Below are 19,991 nucleotides of genomic sequence, written 5' to 3'. Positions count from 1 at the left end.
TCGTGCGGGCGAGGTCGGACAGGTTGTCCACCATCGCGTTCAGCGTCCGCCCCAGACGGGCGATCTCGTCGCCGCCCCGCATGTCGAGCCGCCCCGAGAGGTCGCCGTCGCCGACCCGCTCGACGAAGCCCATCACGGTCTCCAGCGGGCGCACCACCGCCTGCCGGATCAGCCAGGTGACGATGATCGCCAGCAGCACGGCGGCGGCCAGCGTCAGGTAGATCGACAGGCGCGAGCGCTCGTAGACCTCGTGGGCCGCGCGCTGCCCCAGGGCCATGCCGCCGTCGAGCAGGGTGCGCAGGTTCGTGATGCCGCCCAGGAACGGCGCCTGCAGCCGGCTGATCTCGTCGTTGCGCGCCTCGACCCCGGCGACGTCCTGCCGGGCGATGGCGGCGAACTGCGCCTCGCTGACGCTCCGCACCTCCCGGAACGAGCGCTGCACCTCCGCCGCCGCATTGGCGATCCGGTCCCAGACGGCGTTGCGCTCGGTGGTTATCGACTGGGTCCGGTATTCGCCGGCCAGTTGCATCGTGGCAGCCAGGCCGCTCTCGATCTGGGCGGCGGTCCGGCGCCAGGTCGTCACGGTGTCGTCGGGGCGCGTCGGCCGACCTTGCGCCTGCGACAGCATCGCGATCACGGCGCTACGGCGCAGGAGCCCGAGGTCCCGGGCCTGGTTGCCGAGGTCGTCGAGCTGGCGCAGCACCGCCATGTCGCGCCGAACGATGGCGTCGGTGGTGTCGCGCACCGCCCCGATCTGCTCCAGCGCGTAGAAGCCGAGCGCCACGATCACCACGGTGACCGCTACGAAGCCGAGGAGGATGCGTCTTCCGATCGAGAACGTCACGGTCGGGGCTGGCTCCGGTGGAGGGGGGCGCGAACGGGATTTTAGGGCAGCACGCGGCGCAGGAGGCGGGGAAGGTCGACGACGACGAAATCCGGTCGGCCGTCGCCGGCCGAGGCGGGGGCATAACCCGAAGCGGCGGCGTTTCCCAATCCGGCCGGATCGGCATCCTCCGCCGGCCCGGCGGCGGAAGCGCCCGGAGCGGCGGCGATGCCCAGCACCCGGTCGACCGCCAGGGCGACGGGTTGGGTCGGGCCGCCGCGCAGCACGACGAGATGCCCGCCCCCGCGCTCCCCCTCGGGCGGGGCTTCCGGCCGGCCCAGCGCCCGGGCGAGCCCCAGGACGCCGACGATCCGGCCCGACAGCGCGATCAGGCCGAGCAGCGCCGGCACCGCCCCGGGCATCGGCGTGCAGGGGCGCATCGGCAGCACCTGCGCCACCGCGGCGAGCGGCAGCCCGTAGCGCTCGGACCCGCAGGCGCAGACGAGGTGGTCGATACCGGCCTCCGGCCCGGCCGAGGCGAGAGTGCGCCGGGCCAGCGCCGCGGCGCGCTCGGCCCTCAGGTCCCGTTCGGGCTTGAACGCCCGGTCGGGCAACGTCCGGTCGGACTTGGGGCGCCCGCCGCGATCCGGCGCACTCGGCTGCGCTTCCATCAGGAGCTCCCGATGCCGCTGTCAGGGCCACGATCCGGCCCGAGCCCGGCGCGGGCGGCGGCGGCACCGGCGGCGATCTCGGAGGCCGCGGCGCCATCGCCCTCGAGCAGGAGCGTGTTCGGCCCGAGGGCTTGGCTCAACGCGATGGCGTTGTCGAGGGCGCGGGCCGCCTCGCCGGGCCTGCCGAGCCCGATCAGCAGCAGCCCGAGATGGTAATGGGCCATCACGAAGCCCCGGTCGAGGTAGAGCGCCGCCCGCAGCGCGCGCTCGGCTTCATCGTCCCGGCCGAGGGTACGGGCGAGCAGGCCCTCGTAGAAGCGCAGGGCCGGATCGGTCGGATCGCGCACCAGGGCGCCGCGCAGGACCCGCCAGGCGGCGCCTGTCTCCCCGGCATCGGCGAGCGCGCGGATGCGGGCGAGGTCGCCGGCCGGCGCGTCCGGGTCGGCGGCCTCGACATCGATAGGGGGACGCTCGGCCACCTCCACCGCGGGCGGGCGCGGCTGCGCCAGGGTCGCCACCACGGTCTCAAGTGCCCCGTGCGGTTCCTCGATCGGTCGGGGGCGGGGTTCCGGCTCGGCCGCCGGGGGGAGCGGCCGGGGCGCGGGCGGCTGCACCGCGTCGGCCAGGCGCCGGTAGGCGACGGTCCCGGGCAGGCTTACGGGATCGAGGAACCCAGAGAAGGTCGGGTTCGGCTCGGCATGGCCCAGCAGCAGCCAGCCGTCCGGCCGGAGCCTGCGCCCGAGGCCGCGCACCACCGCGGCCACCGTCTCGGCCTCGAAATAGATCAGCACGTTGCGGCAGAGGATCAGGTCGTACCCCTCGCCCGGCGGGGTCTTGGGCTCGATGAGGTTCAGGAGGTTGCCGCGCTCGAACCGCACCAGCGCGCGGAACTCCGGCCGCAGGGCGTAGCCGCCCTCGCGGCGGATCCCGGGGGCGGGGGGCAGGCGCGTGAAATAGCGCAGCCGCTCCTCCGGCGGCATGGTGCGCAACGCCCAGCGCCCGTACTCGGCGGCCCGGGCGGTCGCCAGCGCCTCGACGCTGATATCGGTGCCGAGGATCGCGATCCGCCAGTCGAGCAGGGCGTCCCCCAGGGCCTCGCGGACCAGGATCGCCAGGGAATAGGGCTCCGCGCCAGTCGAGCAGCCGGCGCTCCAGATCCGCAGGGTGCGGTCATGGCTGCGGGCCGCGATCAGCGCCGGCAGGATCGTCTGGCGCAGGGCCTGGAACTGCTCGGCGTAGCGGAAGAAGAAGGTCTCGCCGACGGTGATCTCGGCCTCCAGGCAGGCCCATTCCGCCTCGCCCCGGGAGCGGTCGGCCAGCAGGGCGCCGTAGGCGGCGCAGTCGGCGATGGCGGTGGCCCGGAAGCGCCGGCGCAGGCGCTCGATCAGGAGTTCGTCCTTGTCGATGTAATAATGGTGGCCCGTGCGGGCGATGATGCGCGCCTTCAGGGCAGCGTAGGCGGAGTCGTCGCCCGGATCGGGGCGGGGCGGAACGTGGCGCGCCATCGTGGGATCAGGCGGAGGGCGGCAGGGCGGCGAGGCGCTCGGCGGCGGCCCGCGTCAGGGCCGCGACCCGGGCCCGTTCCTGCGCGGTCAGCAGGCCCTCGGGCGCCAGGGCGTGCACCAGGCGGTCGCCGATCACGAGTTCGGCGGCCACGCAGCCGTTGAGCGTCCCGGTCTCCTCGGCCGGCCGGATCGCGGAATCCGGGACGATTACGAGGTCGGCGGCGCGATCGACGAGGTAGGCGACCGCGTCGTCGCGGGTCAGCACGAGATGCGCGTAGAGGCCCGGCGCGGACGCCGCGGGGCGCAGGCCGAGCAGCGGGGCCAGATCGATCACCGGGATCGGCGCGCCGCCGAGATTGAGGAAGCCGGCGAGCCAGCCGCCCGTGGCGGGGGGATTGTGCAGGTCCGGCAGGGGCAGGATCTCGGACACCGCCGCGCGCGGCAGGGCGCAGGGCGTTCCGGCGACATCCAGGAGCAGATAGGCCGAACCGCTGCTGGCCAAAGCCGCCCCCTCCCGCACGCATCCCGGTCGCCGTCGCGTCTGGACAGGCCGCGAGATAGGCGCTCGGACCCCGGCAAGCAATCATTCGCCTCCCAAACGCGGGATCGGGGAACCAAGTCTCCTCTTAGCCGCTTATTTTCCGACGCAGCGGCTCGACCCAGACGACGGGTGGCGCCTCGCCTGCGACTGTCTACGCCCAGGGATTGATCATGAGGAAACTTCTGTTGGCCGCCGCGTCGCTGACGCTGCTCGCGGGCTCCGCGTACGCCCAGGGCAACTCGCCCTACAACTCCTCCGGCGCCCAGGCGGGCGGTCCCCGCGGCGGAATGGAGCGCGCCGGCGAAGCCGCCGCCATGGAGCGCGGTGCCGCTCCGGTCGAGCGCCCGATGATGCGCAAGCGCATGAAGCACAAGCGGATGATGAAGCATCACCGCCGGATGCGTCACCACCAGATGTGATCACGCCGGGACGCCGCATGGCGGCGTCACCCGGACGAACGGGCCTGTCGCACTCGCGGCAGGCCTTTTTTGTTGGTGTCTCGGACGCCTTTCAAACGATCCTCTTCGACTATGACATGCGCCCACCCTTCCCCCCTTTGCGGGGTAGGGAGACGACGCGTGTGGCTAGCCGAACTCCATGGTCCGACGAGGGAGGTGCCTGCGGCACACCCGCCGCCTGTGCGAATCCGAATCCGCAGCGCCGCGATCCGGTTGCCCCACCGCCCGAGCCGGTTCACTCTCTCGCGAAAGCCGCCACACCCATAAGATGTTCGAAAACGAACATCTGCGCCCGCGCGGAGCGGGAAACGCCAGGAGTTTTGATGTCACGACCGCTCGACCGGAGATCCGAGGACAGGGTCGAGGTGTCCGGCGTCGAGGGACGGCGCAGCGCCATCGTGGCGTCCGTGCGCCAGCGGGGCTTCGTCACCATCGAGGCGCTCGCCGCGCAGTTCGGCGTCACCGTCCAGACGATCCGGCGCGACCTCAACGAGCTGAGCGCGGAGGGGCGGCTGGAGCGCTACCGGGGCGGGGGCGGGCTCCCGTCCAGCGTCGAGAACATCGACTACGCCGACCGCCGGGTGACCCTGCTGCCGGAAAAGACCCGGATCGGCCGGTTGGCAGCGAGCCGGATCCCATCCCACTGCTCGGTCTTCGTCAACATCGGCACGACCCCCGAGGCGGTGGCCCGGGAATTGACCCGGCACGACGACCTCAGCGTCATCACCAACAACCTCAACGTCGCGCTGTCGCTCGCCGAGGCCACGGAATTCCACATCGTCGTGGCTGGCGGCACCGTGCGCAACCGCGACGGCGCGGTACTGGGTCAGCTCACCTGCGACACGCTCAGCCAGTTCCGGGTCGACGTGGCGGTGATCGGCATCAGCGGGATCGATGCCGACGGCGCGCTGCTCGACTACGATTACGAGGAGGTGCGGGCGACGCAGACCATCCTGGCCCATGCCCGCAAGACCTTCCTGGTGGCGGATCATACCAAGTTCACCCGGAGGCCGATGGTGCAGGTCGGGCGCCTGGATCAGGTCGACACGTTCTTCACCGACCGGATGCCGCCCCCGGACGTCGTCGCGATGATCGAGCGCCAGGGTGTGACCCTGGCGGTGGCGGACAACGTGGGCGAACCGTAACGAACACGCATTTTTTCGCTTGCGAAAATCTGCAGGCGGCTCAATATGTCCTCAACCTGCCATCGAGGGCGGGAGAGGAGGAACAATGCCGGCTGCACAGCGCCAGCGCGAGCCGTCCGACGCCTACGATCTTCTCATCATCGGCGGCGGCATCAACGGCACCGGGATCGCACGCGACGCGGCGGGCCGCGGCCTGTCGGTCCTGCTGGCCGAGCGCGGGGATCTGGCCGGCTTCACCTCCTCGTCCTCGACGAAGCTGATCCATGGAGGCCTGCGCTACCTCGAATATTACGAGTTCCGCCTCGTCCGCGAAGCCCTGGCCGAGCGCGAGCGGCTGCTGCGCCAGGCCCCCCACGTGATCTGGCCCCTGCGCTTCGTTCTGCCCCACGATGAGGGCCTGCGCCCGGCCTGGATGCTGCGGCTCGGCCTGTTCCTGTATGACCATCTCGCGCGGCTGCGGACCCTGCCGGGCTCCAAGTCCGTGAACCTGCGCAGTTCGCCCTACGGCGCGCCGCTGCAAAAGCGGCTGACCAAGGGCTTCGTCTATTCCGACTGCTGGGTCGAGGACAGCCGCTTGGTCGTGCTCAACGCCATGGATGCCCGCGAGCGCGGCGCCACGGTGCTGACCCGCACGGGCGTCGTCTCGGCCCGGCGCGACGGAGACGGCTGGGTCGCGACGCTCCGCGACGAGCGCGGCGGCGGCGAGCGGACCATACGGGCCAAGGCCGTGGTCAACGCCGCAGGCCCGTGGGTGAGTGCGACGCTGGGCGGCACGCTCGGCATCAACAGCCGCGCAGCGGTCCGTCTGATCAAGGGCAGCCACATCGTGGTGAAGCGCCTGTTCCCGGGGGACCAGGCCTATATCCTGCAGCAGCCCGACAAGCGCATCATCTTCGCGATCCCCTACGAGCGCGACTTCACGCTGATCGGCACCACCGACGTGCCCTATGACGGCGAGCCCGGGCCGGTCTCGATCTCCCCCGAGGAGACCGACTACCTCTGCGGCTGCATCAACCGCTCGTTCGACACGCGCATCACCCCGGCCGACGTGGTCTGGAGCTATTCGGGCGTCCGCCCGCTCTACGACGACGCGGCCGAGAACGCCTCCGCGGTGACCCGCGACTACGTCCTCGACGTGGAGGACCAGGGCGGCAGGGCGGCGGTTCTGTCGGTGTTCGGCGGCAAGATCACCACGTATCGGCGGCTGGCCGAGCACGCGATCGAGAAGCTCAAGCCGTTCTTCCCCGGCCTCAAGCCGGCCTGGACCGGCGAGGCGGTGCTGCCCGGCGGCGCCATGCCGGACGCGGACTTCGATTCTTTCCTCGCCAAGCTCCAGGCGGAAAAGCCGTTCCTGCCTACCGAGACCGCGCGGCGCCTCGCCCGCGCCTACGGGACCAAGACGCGCGAGATCGTCGGGACCGCGCAATCCATGGCGGATCTCGGCGAGGTGTTCGACGGTGGCCTCACGGCGGCCGAGGTCGATTACCTGCGCGTCGCGGAATGGGCGGTCACCGCCGAGGACATCCTCTGGCGCCGCTCGAAGCTTGGCCTGCGCACCGGCCCCGAGAGCGCCGCGCGGCTTACCGCGTACCTCGACCGCAGGGCCGAGGCAGCATGATCTTGCCGAACCCGATCCGGCGCGAGACCGGTCGGACATAACTCAGGGAGGGAACGATGAGCCGTTACGTCGGGGCCATCGACCAGGGCACCACGAGCAGCCGCTTCATGGTGTTCGATCGCGAGGGCAGCGTGATCGCGCTGGCCCAGGCCGAGCACGCGCAGATCTATCCGGCTCCTGGACATGTCGAGCACGACGCCGCCGAGATCTGGACGAAGACCCAGGGTGTGATGCGCGAGGCCCTGGACAAGGCCGGCCTCCAGCCCACCGACCTCGCGGCCGTCGGCATCACCAACCAGCGCGAGACCACGCTGATCTGGGACCGGCGCACCGGCAAGCCGCTGCACAACGCCCTGGTCTGGCAGGATACCCGCAACGACCGGCTGGTCTCCGAATTCGCCCGCGACGGCGGCCGCGACCGGTTCCGCGACCTCACCGGCCTGCCGCTGGCGAGCTATTTTTCGGGTCTCAAGCTGCGCTGGCTGCTCGACCATGTCGACGGCGCCCGGGAGCGGGCCGAGGCCGGCGACGTGCTGTTCGGCAACATCGACACCTGGCTGGTCTGGAACCTCACCGGCGGCACCGAGGGCGGGCTGCACGTCACCGACGTGACCAATGCCAGCCGCACGCAGTTGATGTCGCTGAAGACCCTGGAATGGGACGACGGCATGCTGAGCGTCTTCGGCATCCCGAAGGCGATGCTCCCCAGAATCGTCTCGTCGAGCGAGGTCTACGGCGAGACCAAGGCGCCGTTCGCGGGCGTGCCGATCGCCGGCATCCTGGGCGACCAGCAGGCGGCGCTGTTCGGGCAGACCTGCTTCGCACCCGGCGAGGCCAAGAACACCTACGGCACCGGCTGCTTCGCGCTGATGAACACCGGCACCGAGCCGGTCCCGTCCAAGGCCGGCCTGGTCACGACCCTGGCCTACCGCCTCGACGGCGAGAAGCCGGCCTACGCCCTGGAGGGCTCGATCGCGATCACCGGCGCCCTGGTGCAGTGGCTGCGCGACAACCTCCACATGATCAAGGATTCGGCCGAGGTCGAGACGCTGGCCACCACGGTCGAGGACAATGGCGGCGTCTACTTCGTGCCGGCCTTCTCGGGCCTCTACGCGCCGCACTGGAACGAGGGCGCCCGCGGCCTGATCATCGGCCTGACCCGCTACGTCAACCGCGGACACATCGCCCGCTCGGTTCTGGAGGCGACCGCCTTCCAGACCCACGAGGTGCTGGACGCCATGGCCAAGGATTCCGGCATTCCCGTCAAGGAGCTGCGGGCCGATGGCGGCATGGTCGCCAACAACACGCTGATGCAGTTCCAGGCCGACATGCTCGACGTGCCGGTGGTGCGCCCGAAGGTCTCCGAGACCACGGCGCTCGGCGCCGCCTACGCGGCCGGCCTCGCGGTCGGCTACTGGAAGGGCCTCGACGACCTCAAGCGCAACTGGGGCGTCGACAAGCGCTGGACCCCGAAGATGGATGCCGGCCAGCGCGAAAAGATCGCCGCCGCCTGGGGCCGGGCGGTGCAGCGCTCCTTCGACTGGAAGCTCGACGAGGATTGAGCGGGCCGGTCCCGGGGTCCGAAAGGGCTCCAGCCCAGCCCGTACAAGGTGTTTCCGGAAGTGCGGGAACACCGACCAGACGCGCTCTCCTCCCCCTTGTGGGGAGGGGAAACACGCGGCTCTTTCGATACGTGACAGCCATGGATCGAGATCCTGGCATCCAGATCAAACACCTTAAAGGGCTGGGTCGCAGACCTTTTGAAAAAGATGTTCCGACCCTCGACCGAAGCCTGAGGTCGAGGACGGCAAAACCTCAAAAAAGAAGACTTTCGTAACAAGACGACCTTTGGGGGAGACCAGACCATGACGTCGCCATTCCTGGGTGAATTCCTCGGCACGATGACGTTGATCGTGCTGGGAGACGGCGTCGTCGCCGGCGCCCTGCTCAAGCGATCCAAGGCGGAGAACGCCGGCTGGATCGCGATCACCGCCGGCTGGGCCTTCGCGGTGCTCGCCGGGATCTTCGTCGCCACCGCCACCGGCAGCCCGGACGCGCATCTCAACCCGGCCGTGACCGTGGCGGGCGCCGTCAGCTCCGGCGATGTCTCGAAGCTCGCCGTCTACATCCCGGCCCAGATGCTCGGCGCCTTCGCGGGCGCGGCGATCGTCTGGCTGCACTACCTGCCGCACTGGGCGGCGACTCCCGAGCAGGACCTGAAGCTTGCCTGCTTCTGCACCGGGCCGGCGATCCGGGACGCCAAGGCCAACTGGACCTCCGAGATCATCGCCACCTTCTTCCTGATCCTGACCATCTCGGCGCTGGTGACCAACACGCTGGGCGCCTCCGGGGCGATCCCGCGGGGAGTCGCGCCCTACATGGTCGGCATGCTGGTCTGGGGCGTCGGCCTCTCGCTCGGCGGCACAACCGGCTACGCCATCAACCCCGCTCGCGATCTCGGGCCGCGCATCGCCCACGCGGTCCTGCCGATCGCCGGAAAGGGCGCGTCCGACTGGGGCTACGCGCTGGTTCCGGTGGGCGGCCCGGTGATCGGGGCGGCACTGGCCGGCCTGCTCGTGCGGGTGCTCGGGATCTGACGGAAACGCGGCATCCTCAACCACCGCATGGCGTCCCGGCGTCGCGGTGGTTTGCGGCGCGGGGCCGGGCGCCTTAAGTCAGTCTCTATTGACCGACCGCGCCCCCGGGCGCTTCCCCGCGGTGTGGCATGGCCATCGTCCTCGATATCCTGAAGAACGATCCGCGCTCCGCGCGCCTGCGCCACCCCGAGAAGGCGCACCGGCCGGACCAGCCCGTCCAGGCCAAGAAGCCGGACTGGATCCGGGTCAAGGCGCCAGGCTCCAAGGCCTGGACCGAGACCCAGAAGATCGTGCGCGAGCACGGCCTCGTCACGGTCTGCGAGGAGGCCGGCTGCCCCAATATCGGCGAGTGCTGGGAGAAGCGGCACGCCACCTTCATGATCATGGGCGACACCTGCACGCGGGCCTGCGCCTTCTGCAACGTCCGCACCGGCCTGCCCGACGCCCTGGATCAGCGCGAGCCCGAGAAGATCGGCGACTCGGTGGCCAAGCTCGGCCTGCACCACGTGGTGATCACCTCGGTGGACCGGGACGACCTGAAGGACGGCGGCGCCCAGCATTTCGCCCGGACCATCGCGGCGATCCGTCGGGCGAGCCCCGGCACCACGGTGGAGATCCTCACCCCCGACTTCCTGCGTAAGGACGGGGCCCTGGAGGTCGTCGTCGCGGCCAAGCCCGACGTGTTCAACCACAACCTTGAGACGGTGCCGGCCAAGTACCTCACGGTGCGGCCGGGCGCCCGCTACTTCCACTCGGTGCGCCTGCTGCAGCGGGTGAAGGAACTCGACCCGACCATCTTTACCAAGTCCGGTATCATGGTCGGGCTCGGCGAGGAACGCAACGAAGTGCTCCAGCTGATGGACGATCTGCGCTCGGCCGAGGTCGACTTCCTGACCATCGGCCAGTACCTGCAGCCGTCCAAGAAGCATCATGAGGTCGTGCGCTTCGTGCCGCCCGACGAGTTCAAGACCTACGAGACCACCGCCTACGCAAAGGGCTTCCTGCTGGTCTCGGCCACGCCGCTCACCCGCTCGTCGCACCATGCCGGCGAGGACTTTTCCAAGCTGCAGGCGGCCCGGCTCGCCAAGCATGCTGCCTCGCATGCCCCTTCGCACGCCCCCGCCCTCTCGGCCTGAGCACGTCGGAACAGAAATGCCGTCCTTCCGGGTTACCCGCACGGTGCGGCATTCGCCGCAGCAGATGTACGATCTCGTGGCCGACGTGGAGCGCTACCCGGAATTCCTGCCGCTTTGCGAATCCCTGCGGGTGATCCGCCGCCAGGAGATGCCGGAGGGCGGGCAGGTGTTGGTCGCCGAGATGGGCGTGGGCTACAAGGCGATCCGCGAGCGCTTCACGACTCGGGTCAGCCTCGATCCGGCCAACCACAAGATCGTGGCCGAGTACATCGACGGCCCGTTCCGGCACCTCGAGAACCGCTGGTCGTTCAAGGAGGCCCCGAACGGGGGCTGCGCCGTGGACTTCTTCATTACCTACGAATTCAAGAGCCGGACGCTGGGCCTCCTGATGGGTACGATGTTCGACCGCGCCTTCCGCAAGTTCACCGACGCCTTCGAAGGCCGGGCGGACCGGATGTACGGCACCGCCTGAACGCGTCAGGTCCGGGCCGGCGCGGATACGTGCTCCGGCCGCACGCCCATCCCGATCATTCGGGCGGGCAGGATCTGGAGCATCGGCAGCCTGTCGAGGATCCGCAGGGCGAGCGGCGCCCGGAATGGCGCATCGGCCTTGAGCGTGGTGGCGATCACCCGGGCCTGGATGATCCGCTGCAGCGCCTGCGTCGCCCGGACCGGGAACATCCGCCGGGCCTGGACCCGGGCGAGGTCGGCCTCGGCGACCGGCCCGGACCGCAGGGACGCGGCCAGGATGTTGGCCGCCGCCACCGCATCCTGGATCGCGAGGTTGATGCCGACCCCGCCCACCGGCGACATCGCGTGTGCGGAATCGCCGATGCAGAGCAGGCCGGGGCGATGCCATCGCTCAAGCCGGTCGATGGTCACGGTGAGGAGCTTGACCGCGTCCCAGTCGGCGATGGACTCGGTGCGGTCGGCCAGGAACGGCGCCATCTCGGCCACCGCCGCCCGGAAGGCCGGCAGCCCCCTGGCCCGGAGTGCCGCATCGCCGCCCTTCGGGACCAGGTAGGCGCATTGCCAGGTATCGCCCCGGTCGAGGGTGATCAGGAGACGCCCCGGCGCGAACCGCCCGGCCGCCGCCTCGGGGTCGCCGTCCCGGCGGGGCAGGCGGAACCACAGCACGTCGATGGGTGCCCCGAAGGCCCGGGGCACCAAGCCGGCGCGTTCGCGCATCAGCGAATGGCGGCCATCCGCGCAGAGCACGAGGTCGGCTCGGATCGCCACCGGCACGTCCGGCCCGTCGGCCCGCACGCCCGCGACCCGGCCCTCCACCTCGACGAGGTCGCGGGCCTCGGTCCTGCGGATCAGTTGGAACCCCGGATAGCGGGCCGCCTCGCCGGCGAGAAAGTCCAAAAAATCCCATTGCGGCATGAAGGACAGGAAGCGGTTGCGGGTCGGCAGCCGGCTGAAGTCGGCCACCTTGTAGCTCCGGCCGTTCACGACCCCCGAGAAGGACCCGACCCGCCGCTGGGGCAGGGCGCGGAAGCGCTCGGCGAGGCCGAGTTCGTCTATCAGGTCGAGGGTGGAGGGGTGGATCGTGTCGCCGCGGAAGTCGCGCAGGAAATCCGCGTGCTTCTCCAGCACCGTGACGGCGATCCCGGCCCGGGCGAAGAGCAGGCCGGCCATCATCCCGGCCGGGCCGCCGCCGACGATGCAGAGTTGGGTCTTCAGGCTGGCCATCGACCCCTCCCGCCGTTGGATCAGTCCGCCAGCGCTCCTTCGAGCAGGCCGAGCGCGTCCGCGACCGCCGCGCGGCGGATCGCGCCGCGTCCGAGGTCGCCGTAGCGCCGCTCCAGGTGCCGGCGTCCGCCGTCGCGCAGGGCCAACCCGAAATGCACCAGCCCGACCGGCTTCTCGGCGCTGCCGCCGCCGGGGCCTGCAATACCTGTGATCGCCACCGCGACCGTGGCGCGCGAGGCCGAGAGCGCCCCGCAGGCCATCGCCCGGGCCACGTCCTCGCTGACGGCGCCGTGCCGGTAGATCAGGTCCATCGGCACCCCGATCGCCTCCGCCTTGGCCTCGTTCGAGTAGGTGACGTAGCCGCGCTCGACCACCGCCGAGGAACCCGGCACCGCGGTGAGCAGCCCCGCCACCAGTCCCCCGGTGCAGGATTCGGCCGTGACGATCGTGCGACCGGCCTCGGCGTAGGCCGCGACCAGCGCCTCGGCGCGGTCGAGAAGCTCCGTGTCGTCGATCATCGCGCGCGGTTCGCCCTGGGCCGGAGCGCCCTATCTCGTGTTGTGACGCAAGGCCGGCCCCGGCTCAAGGACTGGCCGCCCAGACAGGAAACCCAACACCGATGATCTTCCCCGCGACCACGGCCCTCTACGCCGCGCTGCTCGCCCTCGTGTATCTCGGCCTGTCCGGCTGGGTGATGGGATCGCGCGTCTCCGACAACGTCCTGTTGGGCGACGGCGGCGACGCGTCCCTGCTCAAGCGGGTCCGCACGCACGCCAACTTTTCGGAATACGTGCCGCTGGCGCTGATCCTGGTCGCCCTGCTGGAGGCCGGCGGCAGCGGCCATGGCCTCGTCCAGGGCCTGCTGCTCGCCCTGCTGGTGGGCCGCATCCTACACCCGATCGGCATGTTCGCCGCGCCCAACACCCCCCGCCAGTTCGCCTGCCGGGGCGGCGGGATCCTACTGACGATGGCCACCATCGCCATCGCGGCGATCGCGCTGCTGCTCCGGACGGCTTGAGTTTTCTTTCTTGAGATGGGGCGTCGCCCGGTCAGGCTTGGCACCCCTCCAAACAATCCCCTCATCCTGACGCGACGGAGCGAAGCGGAGGCCTCGAAGGAGGCCTCCAGCCAGCCGCGCGATCCCTGGAGGGCTCGTTCGCGTCTCGCTGCGCTCACACCTCAGCACGAGGGAGGAGGGTGGGATAGAGTCTTTGCCTTGCGTCAGCCGGCCCGGCCGGTTGGCCGTATGCTCCCTCGGTCGCGCCGTCGCGGACCGCAATCGACACCTTTGCGCGGAAGCTGGAGCCGCACGCTGTCCTTCATTTCCCTCTGGGGGGAAGGAACGGCGTCTGCGCCCCTATCCCTGCCGCATCGCTGTCTCGGCCTCGGCATCGAGCACCGGGCCGTCCTCTTCGGGGAGGCGGATCGTGGCGGCGGCCTGGGCGGCGAGGCCCTCGGCGCGGCCGACGAAGCCGAGTTTTTCCGTGGTCGTCGCCTTGATCGAGACGGCACTGAGCGGCACGCCGGCGATGGCGGCGATCCGGGCGCGGATCGCCTCCCGGTGCTGGCCGATCCGGGGCGCCTCGGCGAGCACGGTGATGTCGAGATGGTCGATCCGGCCGCCGCGGGCGCGGACCAGGCCGCAGGCATGGGCCAGGAACTGGTCCGAGGAGGCGCCGCGCCAACGCTCGTCGGAGGGCGGGAAGTGGGTGCCGATATCGCCGTCCGCGATGGCGCCAAGCAGCGCGTCGGTGAGCGCGTGCAGCGCCACGTCGCCGTCGGAATGCGCCAGCACGCCGCGATCGGCCGGGATCTTGATGCCGCCCAGCCAGACATGGTCGCCGGACGTGAAGGCGTGGACATCGAAGCCGGTGCCGAGGCGGGTGACGTAGGCGGTCATGGCGCGGGCTCCGGGCGCTGGCATTTCGGTTGGGTCGGACGCGAAGGCCCAGTCCGCCTCGATCAGATCGGCGGGCTGGGTGATCTTGCGGTTGGCGATGTCGCCCAGGAACACCACCACCGGCAAGCCCGCCCATTCGGCGAGCGCGCCGTCGTCGGTGAAGCCGTCGAGGCCTTGCGCGGCCGCGTCGCGATGCGCAGCGAGCAGGGGGCCGAAGGCGAAGGCCTGGGGGGTCTGGACCGCCCGCAGGTGCTCCCGGGGCGGGGTCTCGATCACGCGGCCGATGCCGGGGGCGATCTCGGCGACGCGCTTGACCGTATCGGTCACCGGCACGCCGGGCACCGCGGCGCCGTGGTCGCGGCCGGCCGCGATCGCCCGGGCGATCAAGGCCGCATCGACGTAGGGGCGGGCTGCGTCGTGCACCAGCACGATCTCCGGCGCTCCGAGCTTGGCCAGCGCCTCGAGGCCGGCGCGCACCGAGAGCTGGCGCGTCGCACCGCCCTCAACGGGGGCACCAATCTTTTCCCGAAGACCGGGGGCGAGTTCGTCCAGGCAACTGAGGAAGAAGTCTGCGGCGTCGGCGGCGATCACCGGCTGGATCCGGTCGATCGTGTCCTGGGCGGCCAGCGCCGCCAGCGTCCGGGTCAGGACCGCCTGGCCGCCGACCCTGCGGTACTGCTTGGGCGTACCGCCGCCGATGCGGATGCCGCGGCCGGCCGCCACGACCACCGCGGCGACGCCGGACTCCGCATCCGCGGGTCCGGTGGCAGGCGTGCCGGTGGCGGGCATGGGCGGCGAACTCGTCGGATCCGGGGAGAGGACGGCAGCGGGCGCGCGGGCCAGCCGTGCTGCCGAACCTCTGCCGTTGAGGGTGCCCGTCGTTTAAGCGGGGGAGGGCCCGAAATCAACGCGCGGCACCCGCTTGCCAGCGGATCGCCCTTGCCTCATTGTTGTGCAGAATGGCGACTGATCATTATTTAAGCGCGCTGCGCCGTGGACGTCCGGATCGCGGGGAGGATTCCCCCGCCCCGCTCTGCCTGCTCGCGCCCCTGTCAGGGGTCACCGACCTGCACATGCGTCGGATCGCCCGGCGCTGCGGCGCGGACGCGGTGGTGTCCGAGATGGTGGCGGCGCGGGAGTTCGCCCGCGGCGCCAACGAGGCTACCCTGCGGGCCGACGGCTCCGGGGTCGACCTGCACGTGGTCCAGCTGGCGGGCTGCGAGGCGGAGCCCATGGCCGAGGCCGCACGCCTCGCGGAGGCCGGCGGCGCCGACGTGATCGACGTGAACATGGGCTGCCCGGCCAAGATCGTCACCGGAATCGCGTCGGGCTCGGCGCTGATGCGCGACCTCGACCATGCCGAAAGGCTGCTCGCGGCCGTGCGCGGCGCGGTGTCGGTGCCGGTCACCGTCAAGATGCGGCTCGGCTGGGACGACGCGACCCGCAACGCCGTCGATCTGGCGACCCGGGCCGAGCGGCTCGGGCTCAACGCCGTCACGGTCCACGGGCGGACCCGGCAGCAATTCTACAAGGGCGTCGCCGACTGGGCCGCGATCCGCCCCGTGGTCGAGGCGGTGTCGATCCCGGTGATCGCCAACGGCGACGTGGTCGACCTCGCCAGCGCCCGGGCGTGCCTAGCCGCCTCCGGCGCCGCCGGGGTGATGATCGGGCGCGCGGCCACAGGGCGGCCCTGGCTGGTCGGGCAGGTCGCGGCGGCGCTGGCCGGCCGGCCGGCGGATCCGCCCTCGCGGTCTGAACAGGCCGGGATGGCGGCTTCGCATTACGCCGGGCTGCTGTCGCTCTACGGCCGCCACATGGGCGTGCGCCACGCCCGCAAGCACCTCGCCGCCTATGCCGAGACCGGCGGGGCGCTGGAGCCGGCCGAGCGCGCCGCCCTCCTCACCACCACCGATCCCGAGGTGGCGCTGGCCCTTCTGGCGCGCGCCTTCGGGGCGGCCGAGATCATCCGGGAGGCCGCGTGACCGAGGACGCCTTTCCGCAGGAGCCCGGCGGCCGGCGCGCCATGTCCGGGGAGGCCGTGCTCAACGCCCTGCCGCTGCCGGTCCTGACCATCGGGGGCGACGAGCGGATCCTCCACTGCAACCACGCCGCGGAGGCCTTCTTCGACTATTCCGCGCGCCTGATGCAGCGGCGTCGCCTGCGCGACATCATCCCGTTCGCGTCGCCGATCATCGCGCTCGTGGCCGACGTCCGGCGCCGCCGGGCCAGCGTCAGCGAGTACCGGGTCGAGCTGACCCAGCCCCGCCTCGGTCTGGAGCGTAGCGTCGACGTGTTCGCCACGCCGCTCGCCGACGACGACGACGCCGTGGTGATGATGCTCCAGGAGCGCACCATCGCGGACAAGATGAACCGCCAGCTCACCCATCGCGGCGCCGCCCGCTCGATGGTGGCGCTCGGTGCGATGCTGGCCCACGAGATCAAGAACCCGCTCGCCGGCATCCGCGGCGCCGCGCAGCTTCTGGAGGGCACCGGCGGCGAGGAGGACCGGATGCTCACCCGGCTGATCTGCGACGAATCCGACCGGATCGTGCGCATCGTCGAGCGGATGGAGCTGTTCGGCGACGAGCGCCCGGCCGACCGCGGCGCGGTCAACGTCCACGGGGTGCTCGACCAGGTGAAGCGCTCGGCGCAGTCGGGGTTCGCGCGCCATATCCGCTTCGTCGAGACCTACGATCCGTCCCTGCCCCCGGTGCTCGGCAGCCGCGACCAGTTGATCCAGGTGATCCTGAACCTGGTGAAGAACGCCGCCGAGGCGATCGGACCGGACGCGGTCGAGGGCGAGATCACCCTGTCCACCGCGTTCCGCACCGGTCTGCGCCTGCAGGTGCCGGGCTCGCGCGAGCGGGTCAGCCTGCCGATCGAGGTCGCGATCCGCGACAACGGCCCGGGTATCTCGGCCGACCTGCTTCCGGACCTGTTCGACCCGTTCGTGACCACCAAGTCGCAGGGCTCCGGCCTCGGACTTGCATTGGTTGCCAAGATCGTGGGCGACCACGGCGGCATCGTCGAGTGCGATCCCGCCCCCCGCCGTACGACGTTCCGCATTCTTCTGCCGATGTCGAGCGCCCGCGACGGGCGCGAATCGTCGGTCGACCCTTGAAATCGTCTTGTGTTTCGGCCGCCCGGCCGGACGTCTGAGTAGAGAGTCATGCCGAACGGCCACATCATCGTCGCCGACGACGACGCCGCCATCCGCACGGTGCTGAACCAGGCACTGTCCCGGGCGGGCTACGAAGTCCGCTCGACGGGCAATTGCGCGACCCTCTGGCGCTGGGTCGCGCAGGGCGAGGGCGACCTCGTCATCACCGACGTGGTGATGCCCGACGAGAACGTGTTCGACCTGCTGCCCCGCATCAAGCGGGTGCGGCCGGAACTGCCGATCATCGTCATGAGCGCGCAGAACACGTTCATGACGGCGATCCGCGCCTCCGAGCGCGGGGCCTACGAGTATCTGCCGAAACCCTTCGACCTGAAGGAGCTGATCGCCATCGTGGGCCGCGCATTGTCGCGTCCCCGGGGAGCGCCTGCGGCCGGCGCGCCCCCCGACAACGAGGACATCCCGCTGGTCGGGCGCTCGCCCGCCATGCAGGAGATCTACCGGGCGCTCGCCCGGCTGATGCCCACCGACCTCACCGTGATGATCACCGGCGAGTCCGGCACCGGCAAGGAGCTGGTCGCCCGGGCGCTGCACGATTACGGCCGCCGCCGCACCGGCCCGTTCGTGCCGGTCAACATGGCCGCGATCCCGCGCGACCTGATCGAATCCGAGCTCTTCGGCCACGAGAAGGGCGCCTTCACGGGCGCCCTCCAGCGCTCGGCCGGCCGGTTCGAGCAGGCCGAGGGCGGCACCCTGTTCCTCGACGAGATCGGCGACATGCCGATGGAGGCCCAGACCCGGCTCCTGCGCGTGCTCCAGCAGGGCGAGTACACCACGGTCGGCGGCCGGTTGCCGATCAAGACCAACGTCCGGATCATCGCGGCGACCAACAAGGACCTGCGGATCTCGATCCAGCAGGGAATCTTCCGCGAAGATCTGTTCTTCCGGCTCAACGTCGTGCCGCTGCGGCTGCCCGCGCTACGGGAGCGGTCCGAGGACGTGCCGGACCTGATCCGCCACTTCTTCGTGCTGGTCGAGCGCGAGGGCCTGACCCGCAAGTCGCTCGACGGCGACGCCATGGAGCGGCTTAAGCGCTACCGCTGGCCGGGCAACGTCCGCGAACTCGAGAACCTGGTCCGGCGGCTCGCCGCCCTGTACCCGCAGGAGACGATCACCGGCCCGGTGATCGAGGCCGAGCTCGACACCCTGCCGCTCGCCGCCCCGGCCTCGGCCAACGGCAGCGCCCGCAAGGCCAACGGCGAATCAGAGACCCTGTCCAGCGCGGTGGAGCGCCACCTGTCGGACTACTTCTCCGGCTACCGGGACACGCTGCCGCCGCCCGGCCTCTATCATCGGATCCTGCGGGAGATCGAAGGCCCGTTGATCGGTGCGGCGCTCGCCGCCACGCGGGGCAACCAGATCCGTGCGGCGGAGCTGCTGGGTGTCAACCGCAACACCCTGCGCAAGAAGGTCCGCGACCTCGACCTGCAGGTGTTCCGCACGGCTCGCTGACGGGTTCCCAAAGGGCTCAGCCCTTTGGCGGGGGTTTCGGGGCGCGCAGCCCCGAACGCGCTCAGCGGCGCGGCAGGATCGGGTCGCCGCGCATCAGGGCGTTGAGCCGCTCGGTATCGAACCCGTTCGGGATGCTGGGCACGGCCGCCTTCGGCGCGGGCGCAGCCTTGACCGGCAGCGGAAGCGACCCGGTGGCCGAGGGCTCGGCCGGGGCGGCGCGCACCACGGCCGGGGGCGCCAGATGGGCGATCCGGTCGGCACTGACGAAGGCGACGATCGCCGTCGAGACCAGCACGAGGACGCCGCCGAAGAGGAAACGCAGGATACGCACGCAGACGACCCGGAACGCGACTTGAGACGGCAACAGATTACCCGCCGGCCCGTTAACGAAGCCCACCCCAAATCGGCGGAGTGGGTGCCAATGTTCGGGAGGCGATATTGACCAACGTGCAGGCCACCGCGAGCGACAGCCCGTTCATCCAGGGGCGCAACGCCCGGCTGTACGGCAAGCCCGCGAGCGAATGTCCCTATCCGGACGGCTCCGAAGACCACGCCGCCTGGATGCAAGCTTACGAGGAGGCTGCGGTCTCCGATCCGCCCGAGACGCCGTGAGCGGTGGGGCCGGGTCGGCGTTAGGCGGTTCAGGCCTCCTCGGTCACGGACCGCATGAGGTTTGAGCCCGCCCGACGCAGGACATCTTCGGCCCATTGATTGAGGCTCGTCCCGGCGAGTTCCGCCGCGCGGGCTGCCTGGGCATGGATATTCGGGTCAATCCGGAGCATCAGCTTGCCGGAATAAGCCTTTTCCGGCTCCTTTCCGATCGCTCGGCACGCCGCGGTGTAGTCGTCCACCGCCTCATGAAACGCGGCCTTCAGCTCGGGCACGGTGTCCGCGTGAAAGCTAATCACATCGTTGATGCCAGCGATTTGGCCGACGAAAAGCTCATCCTCCTCGTCAAACGCGACGCGGGCACGAAAGCCCTGATAGGTCATCGTGTTCACGGCGACTCTCCCGGTGTGACACCGATTTTGATGAGAAACTCGCGTGTGGCGCGCACCTGATAGCGCGCGGCCTCCTTGGCCGGATGCGGCCGATGGAAAGCAGCCACGACGCCTCTGTACTCAAAACGCACCCGTGACCCGGTCCCTTCAATGAGCCGACATCCGACTGCCAGCAGCAAGCTCTCGATGGCGTGCCATTCGATCGAGGCCGGCACCGGATCCTTGTAGATGGCGCGCAAAGTACGCGCATGCCGGCTGTTCATTTCGCGCC

At 70.6% G+C, this 19,991-nt stretch carries 22 protein-coding genes; 12 read left to right on the top strand and 10 right to left on the bottom strand.

The genetic code is table 11. The annotated features are described in order from the left end of the window. From MFF40_RS22645 to MFF40_RS22630, 4 genes are all read right to left on the bottom strand, one after another. Positions 1 to 844: HAMP domain-containing protein (locus tag MFF40_RS22645; protein ID WP_238262310.1), on the bottom strand; the 844-nt coding region annotated here is incomplete at its 3' end. A gap of 41 nt (positions 845 to 885) precedes the next feature. Then, positions 886 to 1,494 (bottom strand): chemotaxis protein CheW, encoded by a 609-nt coding sequence (locus MFF40_RS22640; RefSeq protein ID WP_147897871.1) that lies wholly within the window; start codon positions 1,492 to 1,494, stop codon positions 886 to 888. Next, positions 1,494 to 2,999, bottom strand: a complete 1,506-nt coding sequence (locus tag MFF40_RS22635) for a CheR family methyltransferase (protein WP_238262308.1) — start codon at positions 2,997 to 2,999, stop codon at positions 1,494 to 1,496. Before MFF40_RS22635 ends, MFF40_RS22640 begins: the two co-directional genes overlap by 1 nt. 7 nt (positions 3,000 to 3,006) lie before the next feature. Further along, positions 3,007 to 3,501 carry a chemotaxis protein CheW gene (locus tag MFF40_RS22630; protein ID WP_147898710.1) on the bottom strand — a complete coding sequence of 165 codons (495 nt, stop codon included), beginning with the start codon at positions 3,499 to 3,501 and terminating at the stop codon, positions 3,007 to 3,009. A 209-nt stretch (positions 3,502 to 3,710) separates the two neighbouring features. Here MFF40_RS22630 and MFF40_RS22625 point away from each other — a divergent pair, with 209 nt between their 5' ends. The 7 genes from MFF40_RS22625 (at position 3,711) to MFF40_RS22595 (ending at position 10,966) form a co-directional block, all read left to right on the top strand. Continuing rightward, the gene (locus MFF40_RS22625) at positions 3,711 to 3,959 is read left to right on the top strand and encodes a hypothetical protein (RefSeq protein ID WP_147857686.1); all 249 of its coding nucleotides are present in this window, start codon (positions 3,711 to 3,713) and stop codon (positions 3,957 to 3,959) included. A gap of 362 nt (positions 3,960 to 4,321) precedes the next feature. Then, positions 4,322 to 5,143 (top strand): DeoR/GlpR family DNA-binding transcription regulator, encoded by an 822-nt coding sequence (locus MFF40_RS22620; protein WP_147898712.1) that lies wholly within the window; start codon positions 4,322 to 4,324, stop codon positions 5,141 to 5,143. Between the two features lie 85 nt (positions 5,144 to 5,228). Next, positions 5,229 to 6,761, top strand: coding sequence for a glycerol-3-phosphate dehydrogenase (gene glpD, locus MFF40_RS22615; RefSeq protein ID WP_147898713.1), 1,533 nt, complete (start codon positions 5,229 to 5,231; stop codon positions 6,759 to 6,761). 56 nt (positions 6,762 to 6,817) lie between these two features. Beyond that, a complete protein-coding gene (gene glpK, locus MFF40_RS22610) occupies positions 6,818 to 8,323 on the top strand; it encodes a glycerol kinase GlpK (RefSeq protein WP_147898714.1) in 1,506 nt (501 codons plus the stop codon). Positions 8,324 to 8,626: 303 nt separating this feature from the next. Next, positions 8,627 to 9,358: an MIP/aquaporin family protein gene (locus tag MFF40_RS22605; protein WP_147855390.1), complete on the top strand. Its 732-nt coding sequence runs from the start codon at positions 8,627 to 8,629 to the stop codon at positions 9,356 to 9,358. Positions 9,359 to 9,486: 128 nt separating this feature from the next. Beyond that, on the top strand, positions 9,487 to 10,494 hold the full coding sequence (gene lipA, locus MFF40_RS22600; RefSeq protein WP_147855391.1) for a lipoyl synthase: 1,008 nt from the start codon (positions 9,487 to 9,489) through the stop codon (positions 10,492 to 10,494). Positions 10,495 to 10,510: 16 nt separating this feature from the next. Further along, a complete protein-coding gene (locus MFF40_RS22595) occupies positions 10,511 to 10,966 on the top strand; it encodes a type II toxin-antitoxin system RatA family toxin (protein ID WP_147855392.1) in 456 nt (151 codons plus the stop codon). Positions 10,967 to 10,971: 5 nt separating this feature from the next. Here the strand turns inward: MFF40_RS22595 and MFF40_RS22590 are convergent, their stop codons facing one another. Together MFF40_RS22590 and MFF40_RS22585 are read right to left on the bottom strand one after the other, a co-directional pair. Further along, positions 10,972 to 12,189, bottom strand: coding sequence for an FAD-dependent oxidoreductase (locus tag MFF40_RS22590; RefSeq protein ID WP_147898715.1), 1,218 nt, complete (start codon positions 12,187 to 12,189; stop codon positions 10,972 to 10,974). A 20-nt stretch (positions 12,190 to 12,209) separates the two neighbouring features. Further along, the gene (locus MFF40_RS22585; protein ID WP_147898716.1) at positions 12,210 to 12,707 is read right to left on the bottom strand and encodes a CinA family protein; all 498 of its coding nucleotides are present in this window, start codon (positions 12,705 to 12,707) and stop codon (positions 12,210 to 12,212) included. A 101-nt stretch (positions 12,708 to 12,808) separates the two neighbouring features. On the opposite strand from MFF40_RS22585, the gene MFF40_RS22580 reads away from it, so the two are divergent. After that, positions 12,809 to 13,207: an MAPEG family protein gene (locus MFF40_RS22580; RefSeq protein WP_147898717.1), complete on the top strand. Its 399-nt coding sequence runs from the start codon at positions 12,809 to 12,811 to the stop codon at positions 13,205 to 13,207. Between the two features lie 339 nt (positions 13,208 to 13,546). Here MFF40_RS22580 and MFF40_RS22575 read toward each other — a convergent pair whose 3' ends face one another. Beyond that, positions 13,547 to 14,878 carry a bifunctional 2-C-methyl-D-erythritol 4-phosphate cytidylyltransferase/2-C-methyl-D-erythritol 2,4-cyclodiphosphate synthase gene (locus tag MFF40_RS22575; protein WP_147898718.1) on the bottom strand — a complete coding sequence of 444 codons (1,332 nt, stop codon included), beginning with the start codon at positions 14,876 to 14,878 and terminating at the stop codon, positions 13,547 to 13,549. A 170-nt stretch (positions 14,879 to 15,048) separates the two neighbouring features. Here MFF40_RS22575 and dusB point away from each other — a divergent pair, with 170 nt between their 5' ends. The 3 genes from dusB to ntrC are packed head-to-tail and all read left to right on the top strand — an operon-like array spanning position 15,049 to position 18,719. Beyond that, entirely contained in the window at positions 15,049 to 16,071 is a 1,023-nt protein-coding gene (gene dusB / locus MFF40_RS22570; protein ID WP_147898719.1) for a tRNA dihydrouridine synthase DusB, read from the top strand. A gap of 41 nt (positions 16,072 to 16,112) precedes the next feature. Continuing rightward, positions 16,113 to 17,210 (top strand): two-component system sensor histidine kinase NtrB, encoded by a 1,098-nt coding sequence (locus MFF40_RS22565; protein ID WP_147855338.1) that lies wholly within the window; start codon positions 16,113 to 16,115, stop codon positions 17,208 to 17,210. Between the two features lie 48 nt (positions 17,211 to 17,258). Continuing rightward, positions 17,259 to 18,719, top strand: a complete 1,461-nt coding sequence (gene ntrC, locus MFF40_RS22560) for a nitrogen regulation protein NR(I) (RefSeq protein ID WP_147855336.1) — start codon at positions 17,259 to 17,261, stop codon at positions 18,717 to 18,719. Between the two features lie 61 nt (positions 18,720 to 18,780). Here ntrC and MFF40_RS22555 read toward each other — a convergent pair whose 3' ends face one another. Then, the gene (locus MFF40_RS22555) at positions 18,781 to 19,050 is read right to left on the bottom strand and encodes a hypothetical protein (RefSeq protein ID WP_238262306.1); all 270 of its coding nucleotides are present in this window, start codon (positions 19,048 to 19,050) and stop codon (positions 18,781 to 18,783) included. 107 nt (positions 19,051 to 19,157) lie between these two features. Here MFF40_RS22555 and MFF40_RS22550 point away from each other — a divergent pair, with 107 nt between their 5' ends. Further along, the gene (locus tag MFF40_RS22550) at positions 19,158 to 19,331 is read left to right on the top strand and encodes a ribosome modulation factor (protein WP_187277759.1); all 174 of its coding nucleotides are present in this window, start codon (positions 19,158 to 19,160) and stop codon (positions 19,329 to 19,331) included. 29 nt (positions 19,332 to 19,360) lie between these two features. On the opposite strand, the gene MFF40_RS22545 is transcribed toward MFF40_RS22550, so the two are convergent. Next, entirely contained in the window at positions 19,361 to 19,720 is a 360-nt protein-coding gene (locus MFF40_RS22545) for a type II toxin-antitoxin system HicB family antitoxin (RefSeq protein ID WP_147898720.1), read from the bottom strand. Further along, positions 19,717 to 19,983, bottom strand: a complete 267-nt coding sequence (locus MFF40_RS22540) for a type II toxin-antitoxin system HicA family toxin (protein ID WP_147898721.1) — start codon at positions 19,981 to 19,983, stop codon at positions 19,717 to 19,719. Before MFF40_RS22540 ends, MFF40_RS22545 begins: the two co-directional genes overlap by 4 nt. Positions 19,984 to 19,991: the final 8 nt, after the last annotated feature.

Source organism: Methylobacterium mesophilicum (assembly GCF_022179445.1).
Lineage (GTDB): Bacteria > Pseudomonadota > Alphaproteobacteria > Rhizobiales > Beijerinckiaceae > Methylobacterium > Methylobacterium mesophilicum.
Note: the sequence above shows the minus strand (reverse complement) of the source record. Positions and strands in the feature narration are given on the sequence as shown.

Excerpts from the sequence above, each read along its gene's own strand:
- MFF40_RS22640 (WP_147897871.1), bottom strand. The coding sequence starts at position 1,494 with ATGGAAGCGCAGCCGAGTGCGCCGGATCGCGGCGGGCGCCCCAAGTCC.
- MFF40_RS22635 (WP_238262308.1), bottom strand. The coding sequence starts at position 2,999 with ATGGCGCGCCACGTTCCGCCCCGCCCCGATCCGGGCGACGACTCCGCC.
- MFF40_RS22625 (WP_147857686.1), top strand. The coding sequence starts at position 3,711 with ATGAGGAAACTTCTGTTGGCCGCCGCGTCGCTGACGCTGCTCGCGGGC.
- MFF40_RS22620 (WP_147898712.1), top strand. The coding sequence starts at position 4,322 with ATGTCACGACCGCTCGACCGGAGATCCGAGGACAGGGTCGAGGTGTCC.
- glpD (WP_147898713.1), top strand. The coding sequence starts at position 5,229 with ATGCCGGCTGCACAGCGCCAGCGCGAGCCGTCCGACGCCTACGATCTT.
- glpK (WP_147898714.1), top strand. The coding sequence starts at position 6,818 with ATGAGCCGTTACGTCGGGGCCATCGACCAGGGCACCACGAGCAGCCGC.
- MFF40_RS22605 (WP_147855390.1), top strand. The coding sequence starts at position 8,627 with ATGACGTCGCCATTCCTGGGTGAATTCCTCGGCACGATGACGTTGATC.
- lipA (WP_147855391.1), top strand. The coding sequence starts at position 9,487 with ATGGCCATCGTCCTCGATATCCTGAAGAACGATCCGCGCTCCGCGCGC.
- MFF40_RS22595 (WP_147855392.1), top strand. The coding sequence starts at position 10,511 with ATGCCGTCCTTCCGGGTTACCCGCACGGTGCGGCATTCGCCGCAGCAG.
- MFF40_RS22590 (WP_147898715.1), bottom strand. The coding sequence starts at position 12,189 with ATGGCCAGCCTGAAGACCCAACTCTGCATCGTCGGCGGCGGCCCGGCC.
- MFF40_RS22585 (WP_147898716.1), bottom strand. The coding sequence starts at position 12,707 with ATGATCGACGACACGGAGCTTCTCGACCGCGCCGAGGCGCTGGTCGCG.
- MFF40_RS22580 (WP_147898717.1), top strand. The coding sequence starts at position 12,809 with ATGATCTTCCCCGCGACCACGGCCCTCTACGCCGCGCTGCTCGCCCTC.
- MFF40_RS22575 (WP_147898718.1), bottom strand. The coding sequence starts at position 14,878 with ATGCCCGCCACCGGCACGCCTGCCACCGGACCCGCGGATGCGGAGTCC.
- dusB (WP_147898719.1), top strand. The coding sequence starts at position 15,049 with ATGGCGACTGATCATTATTTAAGCGCGCTGCGCCGTGGACGTCCGGAT.
- MFF40_RS22565 (WP_147855338.1), top strand. The coding sequence starts at position 16,113 with ATGTCCGGGGAGGCCGTGCTCAACGCCCTGCCGCTGCCGGTCCTGACC.
- ntrC (WP_147855336.1), top strand. The coding sequence starts at position 17,259 with ATGCCGAACGGCCACATCATCGTCGCCGACGACGACGCCGCCATCCGC.
- MFF40_RS22540 (WP_147898721.1), bottom strand. The coding sequence starts at position 19,983 with ATGAACAGCCGGCATGCGCGTACTTTGCGCGCCATCTACAAGGATCCG.